This window comes from Dactylosporangium sp. NPDC006015, from assembly GCF_040614215.1.
Taxonomy (GTDB): domain Bacteria; phylum Actinomycetota; class Actinomycetes; order Mycobacteriales; family Micromonosporaceae; genus Dactylosporangium; species Dactylosporangium maewongense.
The window spans coordinates 65,055-85,503 of sequence record NZ_JBEXUD010000034.1; the positions used below are offsets into that span (position 1 = coordinate 65,055).

Sequence of the window (20,449 nt, forward strand, 5' to 3'; positions counted from 1 at the left end):
GCTCACAACGGAACCCCGGAGCTACTGGTGAGTAGCTCCGGGGTTCCTGTGTCAGAACGCGGCGGCCTTGGCTTCCATCTCGGCCGCGGCTTCCTCGCTGTCGGTCTGCTGCGGCGCCCCGCCCTGCAGCGGCTTGTCCGGCAGCGCGATCGTGATCACCGTGCCGACGAACGCGACGACCGCCGCGGCGAGGAACACCGGGTGCAGCGCGTTGACGAACACGTGCTCGACCGCCTCCAGGACCTGCGGCGGCAGCTTGCGGACCTCGGCCGGCGCGTTGATCGACACGCCCTTCATGCCGCTGTCGCTCATCTGCGCCGCCAGCTTGTTGTTCATCAGCGCGCCGAGCGCGGCGACGCCGACCGAGCCGCCCAGCGACCGGAAGAACGTGGCGGCGCTGGTGCCCGCGCCCATGTCACGCAGGTCGAGCGCGTTCTGCACGGCGAGGATGAGCGGCTGCATGGCCATGCCGAGGCCGACGCCGATCACGGTCATGTAGATGAACGCCTGCCACAGCGGCGTGTCGACCTGCAGCGTCGTGAACAGCAGCAGGCCCGAGCCCATGATCACGGTGCCGGCGACCGGGAACCACTTGTACCGTCCGATCCCGCTGATGACCCGCCCGGCGACGATCGAGGTCACGATGACGCCCGCCATCATCGGCAGCATCAGCAGGCCCGAGCGCGTCGGCGAAGCGCCCTTGACGATCTGCAGGTACAGCGGGACGTAGATGATCGAGCCGAACATCGCGAACCCGAGGATGAAGGTCGCGGTGTTGGCGAGGGAGAACGTCGCCCGCTTGAACAGGCGCAGCGGCAGGATCGGCTCCTCGGCGCGCCCTTCGGCGACGATGAACAGCGCGGTCAGCACCGCACCGCCGGCCAGCAGCCCGAGGATGGTGGGCGAGCCCCACGCGTACTCGTTGCCGCCCCACGACAGCGCGAGCAGCCAGGCGCTGACCGCCGCGACCATGAGCGTGGCGCCCAGGTAGTCGATCCTGTGGTCCCGCCGGACGTGCGGGACGAGACGCAGCACCCGGCTGCACACGAACAGCGCGAACACGCCCAGCGGCACGTTGATGTAGAAGATCCAGCGCCAGTCCGTCTCGGCGAAGTAGCCGCCGACGAGCGGGCCGGCCACCGAGGAGATGCCGAACACGGCACCGAAGAGCCCCTGGTACCGGGCGCGCTCCCGCGGCGCGACGACGTCGGACACGATGGTGAACGCGAGCGTCATGAGACCGCCGGCGCCGATGCCCTGCAGGGCGCGCGTGGCGATCAGCTGGGTCATGTCCTGCGACAGGCCGGCCAGCAGCGAGCCGACCAGGAACGTCGAGATCGCGAACAGCAGGACCGGGCGGCGGCCGTACAGGTCGCTGATCTTGCCGTACAGCGGGGTCGACGCGGTCGAGGCGAGCAGGTACGCGGTCACGACCCACGAGTAGTGGTCGAGTCCGCCGAGGTCACCGACGATGGTCGGCAACGCGGTGCCCACGATGGTCTGGTCGAGCGCGGCCAGCAGCATCCCGGTCATGAGACCACCCATCAGCAGCATGATCTGCCGATGGGCGAGTTGCGGCCGGGCCTGTTCCGGCGGCGCGACGGTGGTCATCGAGCGTCCCTTTCGGAGCTTGTTCCTGGCAGCTTCTCGGCCAGCGTCTGGTTCAGTTGCGTGAAAAGGGCGGCGAAGATCTGCCGCTCCTCGGGCGTCCACCCGGCGAGCAGCTCCTGCCACATGGCGAGCCAACGGGCCTTGTTCTCCGCGAACACGTCACGGCCGAGGTCGGTGACCTCCACCAGGCTGGCGCGGCGGTCGGTCGGGTCCGTCGCGCGACGCACCAGCCCCGCCGACTCCAGCGCGGCGACCTGCCGGCTGACCGTGGACAGGTCCAGCGCGACCTCGGTGGCGAGCGCCGACAACCGGAACGGCCCGTCGACCGCGATCCGGCTCAGCAGCACGTACGCGGGGCGCTCCAGCCCACGGCCCGCGTCACTCCACTTGAGCGTGGCGAACAAGCGCTCGGAGAGGCGGATGAACCGCCCCACCTGCCGCCCGATGGCGGCGTGCTCGGCCAGCTCGGCGTCGTCGTCCACGGATCCTCGTCCCTGCGTCGCGATACTTGCTTGCCACAAGCATCGGTTCGCGGGGCAGAGTTCACCAACTCAATAACGGGTGATCCGCGTTACGGCTGGTTTTGCTTCAGTGGCCGGCCTTGTGCTAGCCGCGTTACTCTCGCCCGAACTCGAAGCGGTCCGCCGGGAACGACTTGTCGCCGACGACCAGGACGGGCACGCCGTCGCCGAGGCCGTGCTCCTTCTTCTCCTGCGGGGTGGGCATGCGGGCCCAGACGACCTCGCCCTGGTGCAGCCAGATCCGCTCCCGCGGCGCGTTGGACCGCACGCGGCTGCGGTAGCCCCGCTTGCTCTCCACGAGCCCTTCGCCGCGCAGGTACGCCATGGCGTCGCGAATCGTGTCGCGGCCGACGTCGTACTCCTCGGCAAGGTACTTCTCCGAGGGCAACAGGCTCCCCGGAGCCATCTCACCGCTGTTGATCTTCTGTCGGATCGCGTCCGCGACCTGCAGGTAGAGAGCCAGGCCGGAACTCCGGGAGATCATGACCGCGACCATATGAAGGTCTATCGGCGGGAGATATTGTGGCCTTATGGCCATTGGGCTACTATCTGAGTCAGGCGCGGGGCCGGGCTGGGCGGTCCGGTTCCGTGCCACCAGATCAGGGGTGCGGCGCCGTTACCACGACGCTGCGAGCCGCGCGGCGCCGTACCCCACCTTCATGTGCGCAGCCGACCAATCGGAGCCAGCCATGGACGACGACCTCTTCCCCATCGTCACCCTCGACCTGCGCGCCATCCGCGCCGTCCTCACCGAGGACGAAGGCGACCTGATCCTCCTGGTCGACGACGGCGACGTGCAGATCGAGTTCAGCTCCGGCCTCTGCGGCACCTGGGAGCAGGCCATCCTGGGCGCCGAACGCGTCGCCACCGCGGCCACCGACTTCGCCGCCGCACTCCGCCGCGTCCACGCCCCGACCCCCCTCGCCGCCTGACTCACCGGTTGCCTGTGCACCGGACTGGTTCCCCAGAACTCCCTGATCACCAGTCCGCTGCAGAAGCAACCGTTGGGTGTCACGGTCCAGCACTGTCCACCGACCGCCCGCCCGTGATCCAAGGACAGCAGCGGCCGCCCGGATAGCCACCACGCGACTTCGATCACAAGAAGAAGAACGCGAGCAGGGCAGGGGACGCGCGGCGGATGCGGCGCGCAGGCGCGGAAGCCGCCGCCCCGCGCCGAAGGCGCGCAGTAAGCGCAGCGTGGCCGGCGGTGCGAGCGCAGCGAGCATTGGGGCGCGGGTGAGAATCCCCGCCGGGACCCGCCGCGACAGCGGTGGGGCGGAAGCACAGCACAGCACAGCACAGACAGCGCCGCCCGGGCAGCGGGCTCGCCGGGGAAGGGCGGGCGGCGCTGCACGGGCGGCGAAGGGGTCTCAGGCGGCCCTGCGGCGCGCCAGGATCTGCAGGAGGCGGCCACCCACGACGAGGAGGACACCGCCGCCGAGCATCAGGGCCACGTTGTTGCCGGTGACCGGGAGGCCGCCGCCGGCCTGGCCACCGCCGCCGCCGGTGCCGCCAGTACCGCCGCCGCCGTAACCGTCGTCGTCATCGTCGTCGCCGGGGCCGTAGCCGCCGTCGGAGTCGTCGCCGGGGCTCTTGGTGGGGGTGCCGGGTGCCTTGGGGGCCGCGGCGGCCGCCTCGAGGGTGCAGATGCCCAGGTCGACGAGGGCGGTCTTGTCGGCCGGGCCGGAGTCGCCGTGGCCGTAGCCGCCGCTGGACTTCCAGGTGTTGCGGGCGATCAGCTGGACGCGGACGGAGGCGGCCTTGGCGTAGACGCCGGTGGAGCTGAACTGCTTCTCGACCACGCCGAGCTCGACCCGCAGGACCACCACGCCGCGCTTCGAGGGGGCGGTGCTCTCGGTGGAGGCGGCGGCCGGGGCGGCCGTGGAGGAGCCGAGCAGGCCACCGACGGCGGGGAGGCCGGGCAGGCCGCCGAGCAGGCTGTTGAGGTCGGCGCCGGGCAGGATGGCCGTGGCGCCGCCGACCACGCCGGAGACGGCGGAGGTGATGCCGGTCAGCAGGTCGAGCAGCGGGATGCCGGACAGGATCGGCAGGCCTTCGGTGCGGGCGAGGTCGATGGCGGCCTCGGTGCTCGCGGCGTCGACGGGCACGACCACGTCGACGTGGGACCCGGCGGACGAGACGCGGACCGGGGTCTGGCCGGGGATGGTGACCTCGAGGACGGGGGCGGTGTAGTCGACCGTCTTCTTGCCGCCGGCGAGGACGCGCAGGGTCGGCGGGCTGACGACCCGGACACCGATGGCGGAGGGGCCGTTGTCGAGCAGCTTGAAGTCGGCGATGCCGCCGGTGGCCGTGGCGGAGGCGGCCGGGCGGCTGCCCGAGGAGTCGACGCCCGCGACCGTGGCGCTCTCGACGGCGTTGATGCGCAGCAGCGCGCGGCCGTTACGGCCCGGCAGGACGGTGATGCCGGCGAGCTTCGCCTCACCGGCGGCCCGCGGGCCGTCGGCGCTGGTGCAGCGGCCGGCGTTCTTCCAGGACGCCTGCGCGCGCAGGCCGCCGGTGCCGAGCCGCAGCGCGCCGAGGTCGACGCCGGCGACGTTCACGACGTCGGGCTGGTCGTGGGTCGGGGGCGCCTGCTGGTACGCCCTGGACCCCAGCACCCCCGCCGGCAGGTCGCCGCTGCTGCGCAGGTAGCGGGAGTCGGCGGCGGCGCGCAGGGTGCCGCCGGCGATGCCGGAGTGGGTGGTGGCGACGCGGAGCTCGGGAAGGACCGTGCCGGACAGGCCGGCGGCGCGCAGGTCGACGCGGCCCAGGGCAAGGGTGTTGCTGGCGGCGGTGGCACCGAAGCCCTCTGGGCAGGCCGCGTCGGCCGGTGCCGCAGCCGCGGGCGCCGCGAACGCGACCGGGCTCAGCGCTCCGACGATCGCCGTTGCGGCGAGGGCGGCGAGGGTCCGGGCTGTTTTTGGGCGTGCGGAAGCAACAGGAGACGTCATGCTTGAGGTCCTCCGAGACCGGGAGTACGGGGGTAGCTCGCCGGGGGGCGTGCCACTGCTGCCCCCAACGAGCCCTTTCCGGCCGGAGTTACGGCCCACTTAGCGGGCTCATCCGCACTAGCAACGACGAAGTAGTTGTAATAGCTACGGGGTACACCAAAAGAGTCAAACTGGACTTTTGACTGATAAAGCCGCAGGCCATATGGAACTGACAGTGGGCCGCGTTACTGTGCACCCATGGGCATGCTGTGCGCGGTGAGTTTCAATCGCTACGGGCGGCTGTTCTACTTCGACCCCGGCGAGTTCCGCCCGGAGGTGGGCGACCGGGTGCTGGTCCCGACCGACGACGGGCCCGAGGTCGCGGAGTGCGTGTGGGCCGCGCAGTGGGTCAGCGAGGAGACCGAGGGCTTCCCCCGGCTGGTCGCCATGGCCGCCGACGCCGACCTGCGCCGCGACGAGCTGCTGCGCAAGCGCAAGGCCGAGGCGAAGGTCGCCGCGAAGAAGCTGATCCGCGATCACGAACTGCCGATGAAGGTCGTCGCGGTGGACCACGTGCTGGACAGCACCGGCGGGCAGGGCGCGCGGACCACGATCTACTTCACCGCACCCCACCGGGTGGACTTCCGTTCGCTGGTGCGGGATCTGGGCGCCACCCTGCACTGCCGGGTGGAGCTGCGCCAGCTCTCCGCCCGCGACTCCGCCCGCGTCCAGGGTGGCATCGGCTCGTGTGGGCGCGACCTGTGTTGCGCGACGTTCCTCAACGACTTCGAGCCGGTCACCATCCGGATGGCGAAGGACCAGGACCTGCCGCTCAATCCGCTGCGCATCTCCGGCGCCTGCGGGCGGCTGATGTGCTGCCTCAAGTACGAGCACCCGCTGTACCAGCAGTTCCAGGCCACCGCGCCGGCCGTCGGCACGCGGGTGTCCACGCCGTCGGGCGAGGGCCGGGTCGTCGGGCACAGTGTGCCGCGCGACTCCGTCACCGTGCGGATGGACGCCGACGGGTCCCGCTGCTCGTGCAGCCGGGCCTCCGTGTGCGGCTCCCGCCAGGCGTACGAGGAGCGCTACTGAACCGTCACGGTGACGGTGTGCCAGCCGGTCGCCCCGGACGGGAAGGGCGTGGCCCGGTCGGGTGTCTGCAGGGCGCCTGTCTTGTCGGTCGCCCGGACCCGGAGCAGGTGACTGCCGGGCGTCGCGGCCCAGTCGAGGCGCCACTGCACCCAGGTGTCGTCCGTCGGCGCCGGCAGCAGCGTCGCGGCCTGCCACGGCCCGTCGTCCACCTGCACCTCGACCGCGGCGATCCCGCGCCCCTGCGCCCACGCCACGCCGGCGACGCGCACCGGGCCGGCGGCCGGATCCAGGCGGGTGAAGGGCAGCGGCCGGTCGATCCGTGAGGCCGTCTTCACCGGGCCCCGCGCCGCCCAGCCCCGCGCCACCCAGTACGCGTCGTACGCCTCGAACGTCGTCAGCTCGATCGACGTCAGCCACTTGCATGCGCCGGCGTAGCCGTACAGGCCTGGCGTGAGCATCCGCACCGGGAAGCCGTGCTCCAAGGGCAGGGGCTCGCCGTTCATGCCGACGCAGAGCATGGCGTCGCGCCCGTCGAGCACGACCGCCAGCGGCGTCCCGATGGTCATGCCGTCCACCGACCGCGCCACCACCTGGTCCGCGCCGGGCGCCGGCCGGGCCTCCCGCAGCAGGTCCGCCAGGGGTACGCCGAGCCAGCGCGCCGTCCCCACGTACGGCCCGCCGACCTCGTTGGAGACGCAGTTCAGCGTGACGTCCCGCTCGATCAGGGGGCGGCGGAGCAGGTCGTCGAAGGTCACCTCCAGCGGGCGGCCGACCATGCCCCTGACCCGCAGCCGCCAGCCGGCGACGTCGACGCGGGGCACGGTGAGCGCGGTGTCGACGCGGTAGAAGTCCCGGTTGGCGGTGACGAACCCGGCGCCGGACCCGGCCGGCAGCGGCGGCGCCGGTGAGACAGGCGCGGGGAGCCGGATCGCGTCCCGGCTGCGCTCGGCGGCGCCGCGACCGGCGGCGCGCACCAGGGCGGCCCCGCCCCCGGCGACGGCGGCCCCGGCGGCGACCAGCCCGGCGGTGGTGAGGAAGCGGCGCCGGCCCATCGGCCGAGCGGACCCGCCGGCATCGATGCCACCGCTCCGGTCGAGGGGGCGCAGCAGCAGGACCAGCGCGGCCGCCGCGACCACGCCGCCGAGCAGCGACGGCAGGCCGTCCAGCGGACCGGCGGCCGGCCGGCTCGCCGCCGCGGCCGCACCGGCCAGGCCGAGGACCGCCGCGCCGGCGAGCCCGAAGGCCTGCCGGCGCAGTCCGAGCACGCCCACCAGCGCGGCGAAGGCGGCCAGCACCACGGCGATCCCGGTGAGCAGCAGCGGCTTGTCGTGTGTGCCGAAGGTACCCACCGCCCACTCCTTCACCGCGGTGGGCGTGGCGTCGACGATCACGCCCCCGACGCCGGCGACCGGACCGGCGGCAGGGACGGCCAGGGCGGCGAGCAGCTCGCCGGCGGCGATCCCCGCGGCCGCGGCCGTGATGCCCGCGAGGGCGGCCCGGATCCGCATGGCCGGTCAGGCCTTCGGCATGAGGACGGTGTCGACGATGTACACGATGGCGTTGGCGGTCTGGACGTTGCCGCAGACGACCATCGACGCGCCGTTGACGGTGAAGCTGGTGCCGCTGCCGCTGACGGTCAGCTCGGTGCCCTGCAGGGTCTTGTGCGAGCCGGCGAGCTGCGCGGGCGTGAGCTTCTCGGGCACCACGTGGTAGGTGAGGATGCCCGTGAGGGTCTTGGTGTCGGCGAGCACCTTGGCCAGGTCGGCCTGCGGGATCTTCGCGAACGCCGCGTCGGTCGGGGCGAAGACCGTCCCGGCGGGCAGGGTGTTGAGCGAGTCGACCAGGTTGGCCTGCTTGGCCGCCGTGACGAGGGTCTTCAGCACCGGGTTGCCGGCCGCGGCCGTGCCGACGGGGACCTTCGCCATGGCGGTGAAGCTGCCGGCATCGGCGGGGTCGGTCGGCACCGCGGAGCAGCCGGCCCCGAACGGCGCGTCCGCCATGGGCGCGGCGCTGGTCGGCGCCGCCATCGTGGTCGCGGCGCCGGTGGTGGCGGCGGGGGCGGCGGTGTCGTTGCCGTCGTCCGAGGAGCCGCAGGCCGCGGTGGCCGACAGGGCGAACACGGCCGCCGCGGCGACGGCGACGAGCTTGGAGGCGCGCATGGTGATATTTCCCTTCGTAAGCGGATGTACACCATGTCTTCGGAGCGCCCCGGCCGATCGGATTGGTGTCTTTTGCAAAAACCACGGGCGGGTGACGCGGAACCCGCGCCACCCGCCCGCTGACCTCGACGTGTCAGGCCGGCAGGACACCCCAGGCGAGGGCGCCGCCTATGAACGCCGGCACGGTGGCCGCGTCCGCGAAGGACGTGCCCGCCCCGCGGCTGTAGTCGTTGGCCTCGTTGACCGGCTGCCAGTCGGTGCGGCTGACCCGCAGCTGGATCTCGCCGCTGTTGCCGCCGGGCGCCACGCTGCCACCGGTGAAGGTGACCTCGATGTACGCGTCGGCGCCGTTGACCGCCGACGGCAGGTTCACGACCCGGGTCGCGAGGTTGCCGCAGCCGACGGCGGCCCAGTCGCACCAGATGGCGTAGCTGCCGCCGTCGCGGGTGAAGTAGTAGCGGACCGCGACGGTGTTCAGCGCGAGCGGCGCGGTGCCGCCGTTGACGACCTGGAGGCCGGGCTTGATCTCCTGGTCGTTGGTCGGAACGCTGTTGTTGCGGTACTGCACCCGCACCACCCCGGTCGGGTTGGCGGCGGTCTTGCCGGTGACCGCGGCGGACACCGCGGACGCGTTGCCGGCCGCGTCGAACGCCCGCACCGTGTAGCTGTAGGCGGTGTTGGCGGCCAGGCCGGTGTCCACATAGGTCGTGCCGGTGGCGGTGCCGACCTTCACCCCACCCCGCAGCACGTCGTAGCCCGCGACGGAGCCGCTGTTGTCGGTCGACGCGGTCCACGAGAGCGAGACGCTCGACGTGGTCGTGCCGGTGACCGCGAGCCCGCCCGGCACCGACGGCGGGGTGGTGTCGACCGGCGTGCTCGACGTGGTGGCGGTGCGGGCGGCCGACGCCGCGGACACGTTGCCGGCCGCGTCGAAGGCCCGCACGGTGTAGCTGTACGTGGTGCTCGGCGTCAGGCCGGTGTCCGTGAAGGACGCGGTGGCCGAGGTGCCGACCTTGGTGGCGCCGCGGTAGATGTCGTATCCGGCGACGGTGCCGCTGTTGTCGGTGGACGCGGTCCAGGTCAGCGAGACGCTCGTGCCGGTGGTGCCGGCGACGGTGAGCCCGGCGGGCACCGACGGCGCGACGGTGTCGGAGACGCCGCCGTAGCGGTCGTTGAGGCTCATGCCGTTGGCGCCGAGCTTGACGTCGTGGTCGAGGCCGACGAACTTGTTCTGGTACTGCCACAACGCGGGCTTCAGCATCGCGTACTTGGCCTCGTCCCACGTCTTCCAGTCGTCCAGCAGCAGGCCGCCGGTGTCGCCGGAGTTGGGGTTGAGCACCCAGAAGGTCTGGCTGATGCGCTTCTCGATGATGGTGTCGCGCAGGGCGTACATCCACTTGTCCTGGCGGGCGTCCTGGCCGAGCCGGCCGCCCCACTCGCCGACGAGCAGCGGCGCGGTGTTCTCGGTGTGGATGTAGAGCCAGTTCGGCTGCCACACGTCGGTGGTCAGCGACGCCTTGTCGAACGGCTTCTGGAACCACGGCTGCTCGTAGACCAGCGGGCCGTAGTCGTGCGGCGAGTAGACGATGTGGTTGCCCAGGTTGACCGGGTAGTTCTTGACGCCGCGCAGGTTGCCGCCCCACCAGTTGCCGTAGTAGTCGGCCTCGGCGGTGGAGGACCAGTTGGTGCCGTTCTTCGGGAAGATCTCGATGCCCTCGCAGAGGATGAGCATGTTGGGGTTCTTCGCGAGGATCCGGTTGCCGGCGACCTGGCAGGTGTTCTTGAAGTTGTCCTGGTCGGTGGAGTTGTCCCACTTCGCCCGCGGCGACTCCGACCACTTGCCGTGCGGCTCGTTCTTGATGTCGGCCGCGACCAGGGTGTCGTCGTTCTTGTACCGGTCGATCACCCACTCCCAGCCCTGGTAGAACAGCTCGGGCGTGATCGAGCCCTTCCACCACACCGGGTAGATGTGGCCGGAGTTGTCGGCCTCGGCGGAGTGCACGTCCAGCATCACCTTGATGCCGTTCTGCTTGCACAGCTGCAGGAAGTAGTCGAAGACCTGCAGCGTGGTCTTGCCGAGCAGCTCGGGGTTGGCGTAGGTGTTGACGCCGCTGGGCACGGCGGCCTGGCCGGCCTTCCACTCCAGCAGCAGCTGGGTCGAGATCGGCACCCGGACGATGTTGATGCCGCGGTCGGCCATCGACTTGGTGATCTCGGTGATGTTGCCGCTCCACAGGCCGTGGAAGACGCGCTCGGTGGCGTTGAAGCCGAACCAGTTGGTGCCGGTCAGCCAGACCTCGTTGCCCTGGCTGTCGACGATCTTGTTGCCGGCGGTGTGCAGCCAGTCCGCGGTGTCGGCGGCGGTGGCGGGGCTCGACGACACGAACGGCGCGAGCGGGACGAGCAGCGCGGCCGCGGCGGCGGCCAGCAACCTGCGATGGAGGCGCATGCTGACGTTCCTTCCAGATGGCGGTCCAGAACAAAACCGGGGCGCCCCCAGCGTGGCGGCGCGTGGGAGCGCTCCCGGTGACGGGTAGCGTAAGCATGTCGACACCGTCGCGAAACAATGGCGAACATCGTTGGCACGCTTGTCCCGCGGCACGCCGGGACCCGCGCAAGGAGGTCCCGGCATTGACCACTGTCCTCATCGCCGACGACAACAGCGTGGTCAGGGCGGTCGTCAGGGAGATGCTCACCGGTGACATCGCGGTCGTCGCGGAGGCGGCCAACGGTGCCGAGGCGCTCGAGCTGGCCCGCCGGCACCGGCCCGACGTGACGCTGCTCGACCACCGCATGCCGGTCCGCGACGGGCTGTCGGTCGTCGGGGCGATCAGCACGCACAGCCGGGTGCTGATGCTGACCCGCAGCGCCGACGACCGCACGGTGCTGGACGCCGTGCGCTCCGGCGCGATCGGGTTCCTGGTGCACGGGCAGTTCGGCCCGGCGGAGCTGCTGCACGCGGTCCGGGCCGTCGCGGGCGGCGAGTCGCACCTGTCGCCGAGCGCCGCGCGGGTCCTGGTCGCCGCCGTGCGTCAGGCGCCGCCGCGGCACGGGCTGTCGCAGCGCGAAGCGGAGGTGATGGATCTGATCGCCCGCGGACTGTCCAATGGGGACATCGCCGCGACCCTGGTCCTTTCATCGAAGACGGTCGAGAACCATGTGAACCGCATCTTCGCCAAGCTCGGCGTCACCAGCCGGGCGGGCGCCATCAGGCGTTGGGACACCTGACTTTCGGGGGACGAGCACCCAAATCCGCTGGGTGCGATCCCCGCGAATCGCTCCTGAGATGCGGAAACGCACCCAGCGGGAGTTTCGGGAAACGTTGCCAACACGCCGCGCGCGTGGTGTCGTGACGGGCATGCGGGTCCTGGTCATCAGCTCCACCGGTAACAGCCTCGCCGAGCTGCTGCGCCCGTGCGCCGGCGCACTGGACGTGCGCCCGCTGCTGCACGTGCTCAACGGCGGGCGGATCGACGCCGATCTCGTCGTGCTGCACACGCACGCGCCGATCCGCGAGCTGACCGCGCTCGCCACGCTGCCGCCGCCGCGCCCGCCGGTGCTGGTCGTCGCCTTCGCGGTGGTGCCCGGCGACGTGGTGCCGATGCTGCGGGCCGGCGCGCGCAGCCTGCTGGTCGAGGGCCAGTACACCCGGGCGGACCTGCTCGACGCGGCCCGCGCGACCGCCGACGGGCACAGCCGGCTCTCGCCGGTGCCACTGTCCATCGTGGTCGATCACGTGCAGCACCGCACCGCCGACCGGGTGCCGGCGCTGCTGCACCAGCCGCTGACCCGCCGCGAGCACGAGATCATGGAGCTGATCGCGGCCGGCGAGCCCAACGCGGCCATCGCCACGCGCCTCGACCTGGCCGAGAAGACGGTCCGCAACCGGGTCAGCCAGATCTACCTGAAGCTGCGCGTCAACAACCGCACCGAGGCGATCGTGCAGTGGCTCAGCCGCACCGAACGCCGTTCAGGGTGAAGACGGTCGGCGCCGGGTTGGCCCCCTGCCAGGTGCCCTGCAGCCCGAACGTGACGGTGCCGCCCGCGGGCACGGTCGGCTTGACCCCGCCGTCCTCGACCACGACCGCCGGGCCCGTCTGGGTGGCGATCGCGCCCCAGTAGCTGATCAGCTGCTGACCCGACGAGAACTGGAACCGCAGCGACCAGCCGTCGATCGTCCGCGTGCCGGTGTTGGTAAGGACCACGTCGGCGACGAAGCCCGGGTTCCACTCGTTGCGTTTCGAATACCGCACCGTGCAGGCGTTCGCGGCGTCGGTCCCGGTGGGCGGTCCGGCGACCGGCGGTGACGGCTGGCCGGAGGCGCCGCCCGGCGAGGCCTTCGGCGACTTCGTGACGGCCGGTGCGGCGCCCGGCGACGCCCCCGCCGGCGACCCGGACGGCACACCGCCCGGCCCGGTGGGCGTCTGTCCACCCGGGACGGACGGCCCGTCACCCGCGGGCAGGGCGCCGGTGGACGCCCCGGCTACGCGCTCACCGGGCGGGTCCGCGGCTTCGCCGAACGGCGGCACCCCGGTGAACGGCAGGATCAGCGCCACCGGCAGGGCCACCGCGGCGGCGCCGATGAGCAGCCGCAGCCGGCGCGACGGCGGTGACGCGGGCGTCGCGGGCTCGGCGGGGACGACCGCGGTGACCCGGCTGCCGCCGCCGGGCCGGGACCACACGGTCAGCGTCCCGCCGCACAGCCGGGCCCGCTCCTGCATGCCGACGAGGCCGTGGCTGCCCGCCCGCTGCAGCAGGCTCAGGTCGTCGGGCACGGCGAAGCCGGCGCCGTCGTCGCGGACCTCGAGGGTCACCTCGCCGCCGGCCCGGTTCAGCGTCACCGCGACCAGCTCCGCCCCCGCGTGCGCGGCCACGTTGCGCAGGGCCTCACGCAGGATCCAGCACAGCTCGATGCCGACCTCGGGGGCGGCGTCGACGTCGGCGTTGTGCAGGATCACGCCGACGCCGCTGGTCACCGACCACTCCCGCCCGATCGCGGCGACGACGTCGGACAGCGGCGCGTCGGCCGGGTTGGACCGCAGCTCGTCGATGAGCACCCGGGCGTCGCGGGCCGCGTCGAGCGATCCGTCGCGCAGCGTCGCCGCCAGCCGGCTGGCCCGGTCGGGCTCGGCGAGCGTGCCCGGCAGCGCGGCCGCGCCGAGGGCGATCGCGTCGAGCGTCTTGCTCAGCGAGTCGTGCATCTCCCGGGCGAGCCGGGCGCGCTCGGCGGCCGCGGCGGCGGCCCGGGCCTCGATCCGCATCCGCTCGCCGTGCGCCGCCCACGCCCGCCGCACCCGCATGGCGAGCACCGGCAGCAGCCCGGCGGCGGCGACGGCCGCGACGGCGACGACCGGGTGCGGCTCCGGCGCGGCGGCCGCGGCGCCCGTACCGTCGCCGGAGCCCGAACCCGGAAGCAGCCACAGCAGCAGGACCGCCGCCGGCAGCCAGATCGCCGCGGCGGCGAGGCCGAGCAGGGTGCCCCCGACGGCCGCGGCCACCGCCAGGGGAAGCGTCGCGAGCCCTCCGGGGAGGGCGCCGGCCACCCCGAGCACGACCGCTCCCGTGGCGGTGAGGAGTGCGACGGCCGCACGAAGACGCACTGAGTCACGCATGGTGCGACGAGTATCACTCGCAGCGCGGCAACCCGCTACTGTCCCGTGGGAGCGCTGTCACCGGGGCGACGCGGCCGCCGGCAGCTGGCGCTCCAGGTCGGCGGCGGGGACGGGGCCGGAGAAGTAGATGCCCTGGGCCTTCTCGCAGCCCAGCAGGGTCAGCTCGCGCGCCTGGGCCTCGCCCTCGACGCCCTCGGCGACGGTGTCCAGGTGCAGCATCTGCCCGAGCCGCAGCACCGCCTGCGCGACCGCGGAGCCCTTCGACGTGCCGTCGAGCTCGGCGACGAAGCAGCTGTCGAGCTTGAGCGCGTCGACCGGCAGGCGGGTCAGGTAGCGCAGCGACGAGTACCCGGTGCCGAAGTCGTCCAGCGCGACCCGGATCCCGGCCGTGGTCAGCGCCTCCAGCTGCGCGATCGGGTCGGCCTCGGCGGTGTGCCCGGCACCGTCGGCGGCGCCGCCGACGACCGCGCTCTCAGGCACCTCCAGCACCAGGTGACCGGGGAAGAACCCGGCCCGGTCGAGGATCTCCAGCACCTCGCCGGTGAAGCCCTGGTTGTCCAGCTGACGGGGCGAGATGTTGACGTTGAGCTGGAGCGACGGCACCCGCCGCTGCCACGCCTTCGCCTGCGCGCAGGCCTGCTCCAGCACCCAGCGGCCCAGGTCCTCGATCACGCCGGCGCGCTCGGCGAGCGGCACGAACCTCTCCGGGACGAGCAGCCCGTGCCTGGGGTGCTCCCAGCGGACGAGCGCCTCCACGCCGGCGATCTCGCGGTGCGGGAGGGCGACGATCGGCTGGTACAGCAGCCGCAGCTGGCCACCGGCGATCGCGCCGCGCAGCTCGTGCTCCAGCGACAGCTCGGCCTCGTCGGTCAGGCTGCGGTCCCAGCACTGCCAGCGGGTGCCGTCATCCCGTCGCTTCGCCTGGTGCATGGCGAGGTCGGCGCGGTGCAGCAGCTCGTCGGCCGTGCACTCGCCGGGCCCGCCGACGGCGACGCCGATGCTCGCCGACGCGCGCAGCGTCTGGTCGCCGAACGGGATCGGCTGCTCCGTCGCGGCCGCGATCCGCCTGGCGACGGCGACGGCGTGGTCGACCCGGCCGATGTCGTGCAGCACCGCGGCGAACTCGTCGCCGCCGAGCCGGCCGACCAGGTCGCCGCCGAGCACGCTGCGGCGCATCATCTCGCCGAACTCGACCAGCAGCCGGTCGCCCGCCTCGTGCCCGAGGGCGTCGTTGACCTGCTTGAAGCCGTTCAGGTCGAGCAGCAGCACGGCGGTGCTCCCGCCCGTCCGCCCGCCGCGGGCGAGGGCGCGGCCGAGGACCTCGTGGACGCGGGACCGGTTCGCCAGCCCGGTGAGCCCGTCGGTGACCGCCATCTCGCGGCTCTCCTGCTGCACGAGCGCCTGGCGCAGCATGACCAGCCCGGTGATGCCGGCCGCGCCGGCGACGAGCCCGGCCCACGGGTGCGCCTGCCCCTGCCGGACCGCGGCGAGCACCAGCAGCGCGTAGCCGACGCCGATCCCGGCGTACGGCAGCAGCCGCGTCCTGCCGGGCCGCGCCGCGCCGCGATCGACGGACCGCCGGGTCGCCCGGCGGTTCTGCTCGACGGCGGCGGCCGCCAGCAGGAACAGGGTCGTGCTCCAGCAGGCGAGCTGCCAGGAGGTGCGCCCGACCTGGTCGGCGTGGGCCCGCAGGTGGCCGAGGTGGCCGTCGCCCACGGTGTACACGAGCATCCCGGCGGCCACGATGCCCAGCGGGCGGCGCGACGTCGGGTCGGCGCCGCGCAGGAGCACCATGACGAGCCCGGACAGCAGGGCGAGGTCGGCCGCGGGGCGGGCGGCCGCGGCGACGACCGTGCCGGTCGAGGCGCCCTTCGCCGCGATGTACGGCCCGACCACGAAGTACCACATCGTCGTGGCGGCGCCGGCGACGACGATGGCCGCGTCGAGGACGTGTTTGTGGCGCTCGCCGCGGGTCTCCGGGAGCAACGGGAACGCCCGCACCGCGAACAGCAGCACCAGCACGAACGCCAGGTGCGCCGCGTCGCCGGGCGACGGGAAGGGCCCCGTGTCGGTGACGGTGGCGACGACCGGCACGCCGAGCGCGAGCCCGTAGCCGAAGGCCATCAAGCGCCAGGCGCGCCGGGTCCGCCGGTCGAGCCAGTCGTGGCGGGCCGCGCACACGGCGCAGACCAGGCCGGTCGCGCCGGACACGAGGATGCCGGCGCCCGCGGGCACGTCGGCCGGGACGCCGCCACGGCCGAGCGTGGCGACGATGCCGGCGACGGTGAGCGCGTACAGGCCGCCGAGCACCCAGAGCACGGCCGCCCAGCGCCGCGTCCGCCGGTCCGCTCCCACCGCCCTGGCAACCTCCGCCCGACACCGTCGTCAACCACCCATTCGGCGGCGGAGGGCCGCGGCTGAGCCAAACGGCCCGCTCGTCGCGGCTGCCGCTCAGGACCGGTCCCGACCTCAGGCGGCGACCACCTCGAACACGACCGCCTGCTGCGGGGCCAGCAGCGGCGCCGGCAGGCCCACCTCCGCCAGCAGCCGGCCCGGCAGGGTGATCCCGCCGTCGAGCAGCCAAGCGGGCGGCCGGTCCTGCACGGTCCTGGGCGGGCCGCCGAGGGGTAGCGGCCGCACGGTGTACCGGCGGTCCGGGTCGAGCCCCGCGAACCGGACCGGGGGCGGGATCGCGGCGCCGGAGGCCCGCAGGGTCACCAGGGCGTACACGGCGGCGCCGCGATCGGCCGCGACCACGCCGTGCACGAGCCGGTCGGGGTCGTCGCCGCCGGAGCGGACCACCGTCCCGGTGTGCAGCAGCGGCCGGAGCCGCCGGTAGCAGCGCACCCACTCGGCGACCTCCAGCCGCTGCTCCCCCGACGCGGTGGTGAGGTCCCACTCGATGCCGGCGTGGCCGAACAGCGCGGTGGCGAGCCGGAGGCTCAGGTCGCTGGTGCGCCCCGTGACGTGCGCCGCTGGCGCGCCGACGTGCGAGCCGAGGTGCTCCGGCGGCACGAGGACGCCGGTCCAGCGCTGGATGCGCTGCCGCTCGAGGGGGTCGTTGCTGTCGGAGGTCCAGAACCGGTCGACGAGGTCGAGCACGCCGAGGTCGACGCGGGCGCCGCCGGACGCGCAGCTCTCCACCTCGACGTGCGGGAACCGCCCGCGCAGCTCGGCCAGCAGGCGGTAGAGCGCGGTGGTCTGCCGGTGCGCGGCGCCTTCCTGCAGCAGGTCCCGGTTGTGGTCCCACTTCAGGTAGGCGATCGGGTATTCCCGCAGCAGCGCGGTGAGGCCCTCCAGGACGTGCTCGTAGGCGCCGGACGACAGGTCGAGGACCCGCTGGTGCCGCCAGGTCGCCGCGCCGGGCGGGCCGAGCAGCCAGTCCGGGTGGGCCCGCGCGAGGTCCGAGTCCGGGGAGACCATCTCCGGCTCGACCCACAGCCCGAAGTCCATGCCGCGGGCGTGCACCGCCGCCACGAGCGGGTGCAGCCCGTGCGGCCAGCGGGCCGCGTCGACGGTCCAGTCCCCCAGCGCCCGCCGGTCGTCGGTCCGCCCGGTGAACCAGCCGTCGTCGAGGACGAAGCGCTCGACGCCCGCGTCCGCCGCCGCGTCGACGAGGCCCCGCAGGCGCTCCATGCTCTGGTCGAAGTAGACCGCCTCCCAGGTGTTCAGCACCACCGGACGCGGCGGGACCGGGCCCCGGCGTGCGCGGACCCAGCCGTGCAGGCGCTCGGAGAGGCCGTCGATCCCGGTCGCCGACCAGGCCGCCACCGTCCACGGCGAGGTGTAGGACCCGCCGGGCGGGAGCAGGATCTCGCCGGGGTCGAGCAGCTCGCCCGCGCCGAGCACCGAGCGGCCCAGCGGCTGCCGCTCGGCCCACAGCCGCTTGTCGCCGCTCCACGCGAGGTGCACGGCCCAGACCTCGCCGGCGCGGAAGTCGAAGCCGGGGACGCCGAGCATCATGAGGAACGGGTCGTCGTGCCCGGGGCGGCCGTGCCGGGTCTCGCGGCTCCAGGCGCCGTCGCGCAGAGGGGCCCGCTGCGGTCGCCGCTCGTAGGCCCACACGCCGCTGAAGTCGAGGATCTCCGCGGCCCGCGCGGGCACCGGCAGCACGACGTCGAGCGCGTCGAGCAGGAACGGGCCGGTGCCGTGGTTCGTCAGGGTGTGCCGCATCCTCAGTACGCCCTGCGGCGACAGCGAGACCTCGCCGGCGACCTGGAGCAGCCCGTCGGCCGAGCGCAGGTCCGCCACGACGGCGCCGGAAGAGGGGCGTTCGACGCCGGCGAGCCGCCACGCGGGGCGGGCCGGGCCCGCCGCCCAGGAGCCGCGCACGGCCGGGCGGCCCGTCCAGCCCTCCGCCAGCGCTGGCAGCGTCGACAGCCGCAGGGGCTCGTCCAGGGAGCTGGGTGGCACCGCGGGGACCGCCGCGCCGGCCAGCGCCGCCAGGTCGGCGTCGGCCAGGTCGCCCAGCGCGGCGCCCCAGTGCAGGATCGCGGGCGGCCGCGGGCCGCGGGCGTCCAGCACCAGGCTCGTGCCCGCGGCCTGCAGGTGGATCAGCAACGCTGTCACCCCTCCATCATCGACCGCGGGGTGTCGAGCAGGTCCCCCGTTACGTCCCTGCTCGACACCCCCGTCGTGTGGCGCCTCCCGGCCCGACCACCGCCGGGAAGCGCGGGCGCGCCGGCCCGGAAGCCGGCGCGCCCCCTGTATCAGGACTGGACGTTGACGATCTCGCGGCCCGTGTTGGCGTAGAAGTACTGGTAGCCGGGGCTGTGGACCTGGATCTCGCCGAGGGCGTACGCGTCGCCCACCTTGAACGGTGCCGGCGAGGCCGTCACCGGGACCTTGACCTTCTGGGTGTAGCCGGTGCAGGTGATCTCGGACGTGCGGTTCGAGCCACCGGTGGTGATGTTGCCGACGGCCTGGGTGACGCTGACGTAACCGGTGAAGAGCCAGCCGGCCGGGCAGCTGACGTTCAGGGTCACGACGGTGGCCGCGCCATTCGCCTTCAGCTGGGCCTGCTTGGCGATCTTCACCGTGCCGTGGCCCGGCGACTCGGACTGGAGGTTGACGGCCGCGCCGGCCGGGACGGCGAACGCGAGCACCCCGCCGACCGCGAGCGCGGCGACGCCGAGCTTGGACTTGGTGACCTTCATGATGTTTCCTCCCCGTTGGGTGGTGGTACGGACTCTTCGCCGTGGGAGGGACCCGCGATGCCCACCAGGACACCGACGAGCAGCGGGACGACCGCCAGCTCCCACAGGAAGTCAAAGGCGCTGTGCAGCGCGAGCGCGGCGATGGCGGCGACCGCCCCGGCCCACAGCGGGATGGGCACGCCGGCACGCCTGCCGGCGCGGACGTGCAGGATCAGGGCCGCGACGAACGCGAGCAGCAGCACGAGGCCGATCGCGCCCAGGTCGACGAGCCACTGCAGGTATTCGTTGTGGACCCACCGGCTCACGACCAGCTGGCCGGTGTGGTCGATCCAGAAGTATCGCCCCTGCCCCGGGCCGCTGCCGGCCAGCGGGTGGGCGGCGACCAGGTCCAGCGCCGAGGACGTGGCCCCGGACCGCCCGCGGGAGGCGAGGGTCGCCCGCCGGGCGAGCAGCGCGTCGAGCCCCGCCACGTGCCGCAGGCCCAGCAGCGCCGCGACCGCCAGCACCGCGCCGGCGCCCAGCAGCACGAAGGCGGGCAGCCGCGGCAGGACCAGCGCCACGACGGCGCCGGCGACCAGGCCGCCGACCGCGAGCAGCGGCCGCGGCGACGCGTCCGCTGGGAACGACGGGATGAGCGCCGCCAGGGCCACCCCCGCGCCCAGCAGGGCCGGGACGGCGTGCCGGAGCACGGTTCGTACACCGGAGGCGGCGGCGAGCACGACCAGCCCGGCGGCGAACGCGAGCGCACCCGCCCGGCTCAGCGTCGCGGCCAGCCCCACCTGCGTGAGATAGACGGCGCAGGGCCGCCACCAGACGTTTGGATCGTCGACCGCCAGCGCCAGCGCCAGCAGCGCGGCGGCCGCGAGGACCGCCGCCGCGGCGTTGGAGTAGGTCAGCGTGGACGCGGCGCGCCACATCGTCGACTCGACCAGCACCGACCAGCGCTCCAGCCGCCACGCGACGCCGGCCCAGCCGGTCACCGCGACCAGCGTGCCGAGCCCGACCAGGCCCGACATGAGCCACTGCCGGGCGGCCGGGCCGGTCAGGCGCACCGCCGCGAGCGCCGCGACGAGCGTGGCCAGGCTCGCCGCGACCGCGGCCACGACCGGCAGCCCGCCGCTCATGACGCCCCGCAGCAGCGCCCACGCGACGACGGCACCGGCGGTGCCGAGGATCGCGACGAGCCCCGTGAGCAGGTCCCGCCGGGCGTGCAGCGCGAGGCCGAACGCGACCATGGCCAGCACGGTCACCAGCGTCCTGCCCGGCAGGTAGAAGCCACCCTGAGCGACGACGCCGGCGGTCGCCGCGGCGACCAGAGCGATGTGAGACAGGACCGGATCCTGTTTGTGCACAAGCGTTTCCACCAGC

Annotated in this window: 16 protein-coding genes and 1 pseudogene; 4 read left to right on the forward strand and 13 right to left on the reverse strand. The window is 73.6% G+C overall.

The window, feature by feature from the left end:
- Nucleotides 1–51: 51 nt before the first annotated feature.
- The 3 genes from ABZ321_RS41100 to ABZ321_RS41110 all read right to left on the reverse strand — a co-directional run bounded on the left by ABZ321_RS41100 (nt 52) and on the right by ABZ321_RS41110 (nt 2,616).
- Nucleotides 52–1,611, reverse strand: a complete 1,560-nt coding sequence (locus ABZ321_RS41100; RefSeq protein WP_354901092.1) for an MDR family MFS transporter — start codon at nt 1,609–1,611, stop codon at nt 52–54.
- Entirely contained in the window at nt 1,608–2,093 is a 486-nt protein-coding gene (locus tag ABZ321_RS41105; RefSeq protein WP_344511456.1) for a MarR family transcriptional regulator, read from the reverse strand. Before ABZ321_RS41105 ends, ABZ321_RS41100 begins: the two co-directional genes overlap by 4 nt.
- A gap of 133 nt (nt 2,094–2,226) precedes the next feature.
- Complete coding sequence (locus ABZ321_RS41110; RefSeq protein WP_344511454.1) at nt 2,227–2,616, reverse strand: winged helix-turn-helix domain-containing protein; 390 nt, start codon at nt 2,614–2,616, stop codon at nt 2,227–2,229.
- 205 nt (nt 2,617–2,821) lie between these two features.
- Between ABZ321_RS41110 and ABZ321_RS41115 the strand changes: the two genes are divergently transcribed.
- Nucleotides 2,822–3,064: a hypothetical protein gene (locus ABZ321_RS41115; RefSeq protein ID WP_354901094.1), complete on the forward strand. Its 243-nt coding sequence runs from the start codon at nt 2,822–2,824 to the stop codon at nt 3,062–3,064.
- A gap of 438 nt (nt 3,065–3,502) precedes the next feature.
- Here ABZ321_RS41115 and ABZ321_RS41120 read toward each other — a convergent pair whose 3' ends face one another.
- Nucleotides 3,503–5,083, reverse strand: coding sequence for a hypothetical protein (locus ABZ321_RS41120; protein ID WP_354901096.1), 1,581 nt, complete (start codon nt 5,081–5,083; stop codon nt 3,503–3,505).
- Between the two features lie 237 nt (nt 5,084–5,320).
- Here ABZ321_RS41120 and ricT point away from each other — a divergent pair, with 237 nt between their 5' ends.
- Nucleotides 5,321–6,154: a regulatory iron-sulfur-containing complex subunit RicT gene (gene ricT / locus ABZ321_RS41125; protein ID WP_344511448.1), complete on the forward strand. Its 834-nt coding sequence runs from the start codon at nt 5,321–5,323 to the stop codon at nt 6,152–6,154.
- On the opposite strand, the gene ABZ321_RS41130 is transcribed toward ricT, so the two are convergent.
- The 4 genes and pseudogenes from ABZ321_RS41130 to ABZ321_RS41145 form a co-directional block, all read right to left on the reverse strand.
- Nucleotides 6,148–7,662 (reverse strand): molybdopterin-dependent oxidoreductase, encoded by a 1,515-nt coding sequence (locus ABZ321_RS41130; RefSeq protein ID WP_354901098.1) that lies wholly within the window; start codon nt 7,660–7,662, stop codon nt 6,148–6,150. The genes ricT and ABZ321_RS41130 overlap by 7 nt on opposite strands.
- Nucleotides 7,663–7,668: 6 nt before the next feature.
- Nucleotides 7,669–8,313: a fasciclin domain-containing protein gene (locus ABZ321_RS41135; protein WP_344511444.1), complete on the reverse strand. Its 645-nt coding sequence runs from the start codon at nt 8,311–8,313 to the stop codon at nt 7,669–7,671.
- A 133-nt stretch (nt 8,314–8,446) separates the two neighbouring features.
- Entirely contained in the window at nt 8,447–8,935 is a 489-nt protein-coding gene (locus ABZ321_RS41140; protein ID WP_354901149.1) for a cellulose binding domain-containing protein, read from the reverse strand.
- Nucleotides 8,930–10,762 (reverse strand): annotated as a pseudogene (locus ABZ321_RS41145) (cellulase family glycosylhydrolase); the annotation flags it as partial. The gene ABZ321_RS41140 and the pseudogene ABZ321_RS41145, both read right to left, overlap by 6 nt.
- 182 nt (nt 10,763–10,944) lie before the next feature.
- On the opposite strand from ABZ321_RS41145, the gene ABZ321_RS41150 reads away from it, so the two are divergent.
- Nucleotides 10,945–11,541: a response regulator transcription factor gene (locus ABZ321_RS41150; protein WP_354901100.1), complete on the forward strand. Its 597-nt coding sequence runs from the start codon at nt 10,945–10,947 to the stop codon at nt 11,539–11,541.
- A gap of 130 nt (nt 11,542–11,671) precedes the next feature.
- Nucleotides 11,672–12,292, forward strand: a complete 621-nt coding sequence (locus ABZ321_RS41155) for a LuxR C-terminal-related transcriptional regulator (protein WP_354901102.1) — start codon at nt 11,672–11,674, stop codon at nt 12,290–12,292.
- Here the strand turns inward: ABZ321_RS41155 and ABZ321_RS41160 are convergent.
- The 5 genes from ABZ321_RS41160 to ABZ321_RS41180 form a co-directional block, all read right to left on the reverse strand.
- On the reverse strand, nt 12,264–13,913 hold the full coding sequence (locus tag ABZ321_RS41160; RefSeq protein ID WP_354901104.1) for a cellulose binding domain-containing protein: 1,650 nt from the start codon (nt 13,911–13,913) through the stop codon (nt 12,264–12,266). The two genes, ABZ321_RS41155 and ABZ321_RS41160, sit on opposite strands and share 29 nt — an antisense overlap.
- Before the next feature lie 69 nt (nt 13,914–13,982).
- The gene (locus ABZ321_RS41165) at nt 13,983–16,280 is read right to left on the reverse strand and encodes a bifunctional diguanylate cyclase/phosphodiesterase (RefSeq protein WP_354901106.1); all 2,298 of its coding nucleotides are present in this window, start codon (nt 16,278–16,280) and stop codon (nt 13,983–13,985) included.
- A 114-nt stretch (nt 16,281–16,394) separates the two neighbouring features.
- Entirely contained in the window at nt 16,395–18,494 is a 2,100-nt protein-coding gene (locus ABZ321_RS41170) for an alpha-galactosidase (RefSeq protein ID WP_354901108.1), read from the reverse strand.
- A gap of 140 nt (nt 18,495–18,634) precedes the next feature.
- Complete coding sequence (locus tag ABZ321_RS41175; RefSeq protein WP_344511432.1) at nt 18,635–19,081, reverse strand: hypothetical protein; 447 nt, start codon at nt 19,079–19,081, stop codon at nt 18,635–18,637.
- Entirely contained in the window at nt 19,078–20,445 is a 1,368-nt protein-coding gene (locus ABZ321_RS41180; protein WP_354901110.1) for an O-antigen ligase family protein, read from the reverse strand. The genes ABZ321_RS41175 and ABZ321_RS41180 overlap by 4 nt, the downstream gene beginning before the upstream one ends.
- Between the last annotated feature and the right edge of the window lie 4 nt (nt 20,446–20,449).

What these genes read in the sequence shown, in the direction of transcription:
- ABZ321_RS41130 (WP_354901098.1), bottom strand. Translation starts at nt 7,662, where the DNA reads ATGCGGATCCGGGCCGCCCTCGCGGGCATCACGGCCGCGGCCGCGGGG.
- ABZ321_RS41115 (WP_354901094.1), top strand. Translation starts at nt 2,822, where the DNA reads ATGGACGACGACCTCTTCCCCATCGTCACCCTCGACCTGCGCGCCATC.
- ABZ321_RS41100 (WP_354901092.1), bottom strand. Translation starts at nt 1,611, where the DNA reads ATGACCACCGTCGCGCCGCCGGAACAGGCCCGGCCGCAACTCGCCCAT.
- ricT (WP_344511448.1), top strand. Translation starts at nt 5,321, where the DNA reads ATGGGCATGCTGTGCGCGGTGAGTTTCAATCGCTACGGGCGGCTGTTC.
- ABZ321_RS41175 (WP_344511432.1), bottom strand. Translation starts at nt 19,081, where the DNA reads ATGAAGGTCACCAAGTCCAAGCTCGGCGTCGCCGCGCTCGCGGTCGGC.
- ABZ321_RS41110 (WP_344511454.1), bottom strand. Translation starts at nt 2,616, where the DNA reads ATGATCTCCCGGAGTTCCGGCCTGGCTCTCTACCTGCAGGTCGCGGAC.
- ABZ321_RS41120 (WP_354901096.1), bottom strand. Translation starts at nt 5,083, where the DNA reads ATGACGTCTCCTGTTGCTTCCGCACGCCCAAAAACAGCCCGGACCCTC.
- ABZ321_RS41135 (WP_344511444.1), bottom strand. Translation starts at nt 8,313, where the DNA reads ATGCGCGCCTCCAAGCTCGTCGCCGTCGCCGCGGCGGCCGTGTTCGCC.
- ABZ321_RS41155 (WP_354901102.1), top strand. Translation starts at nt 11,672, where the DNA reads ATGCGGGTCCTGGTCATCAGCTCCACCGGTAACAGCCTCGCCGAGCTG.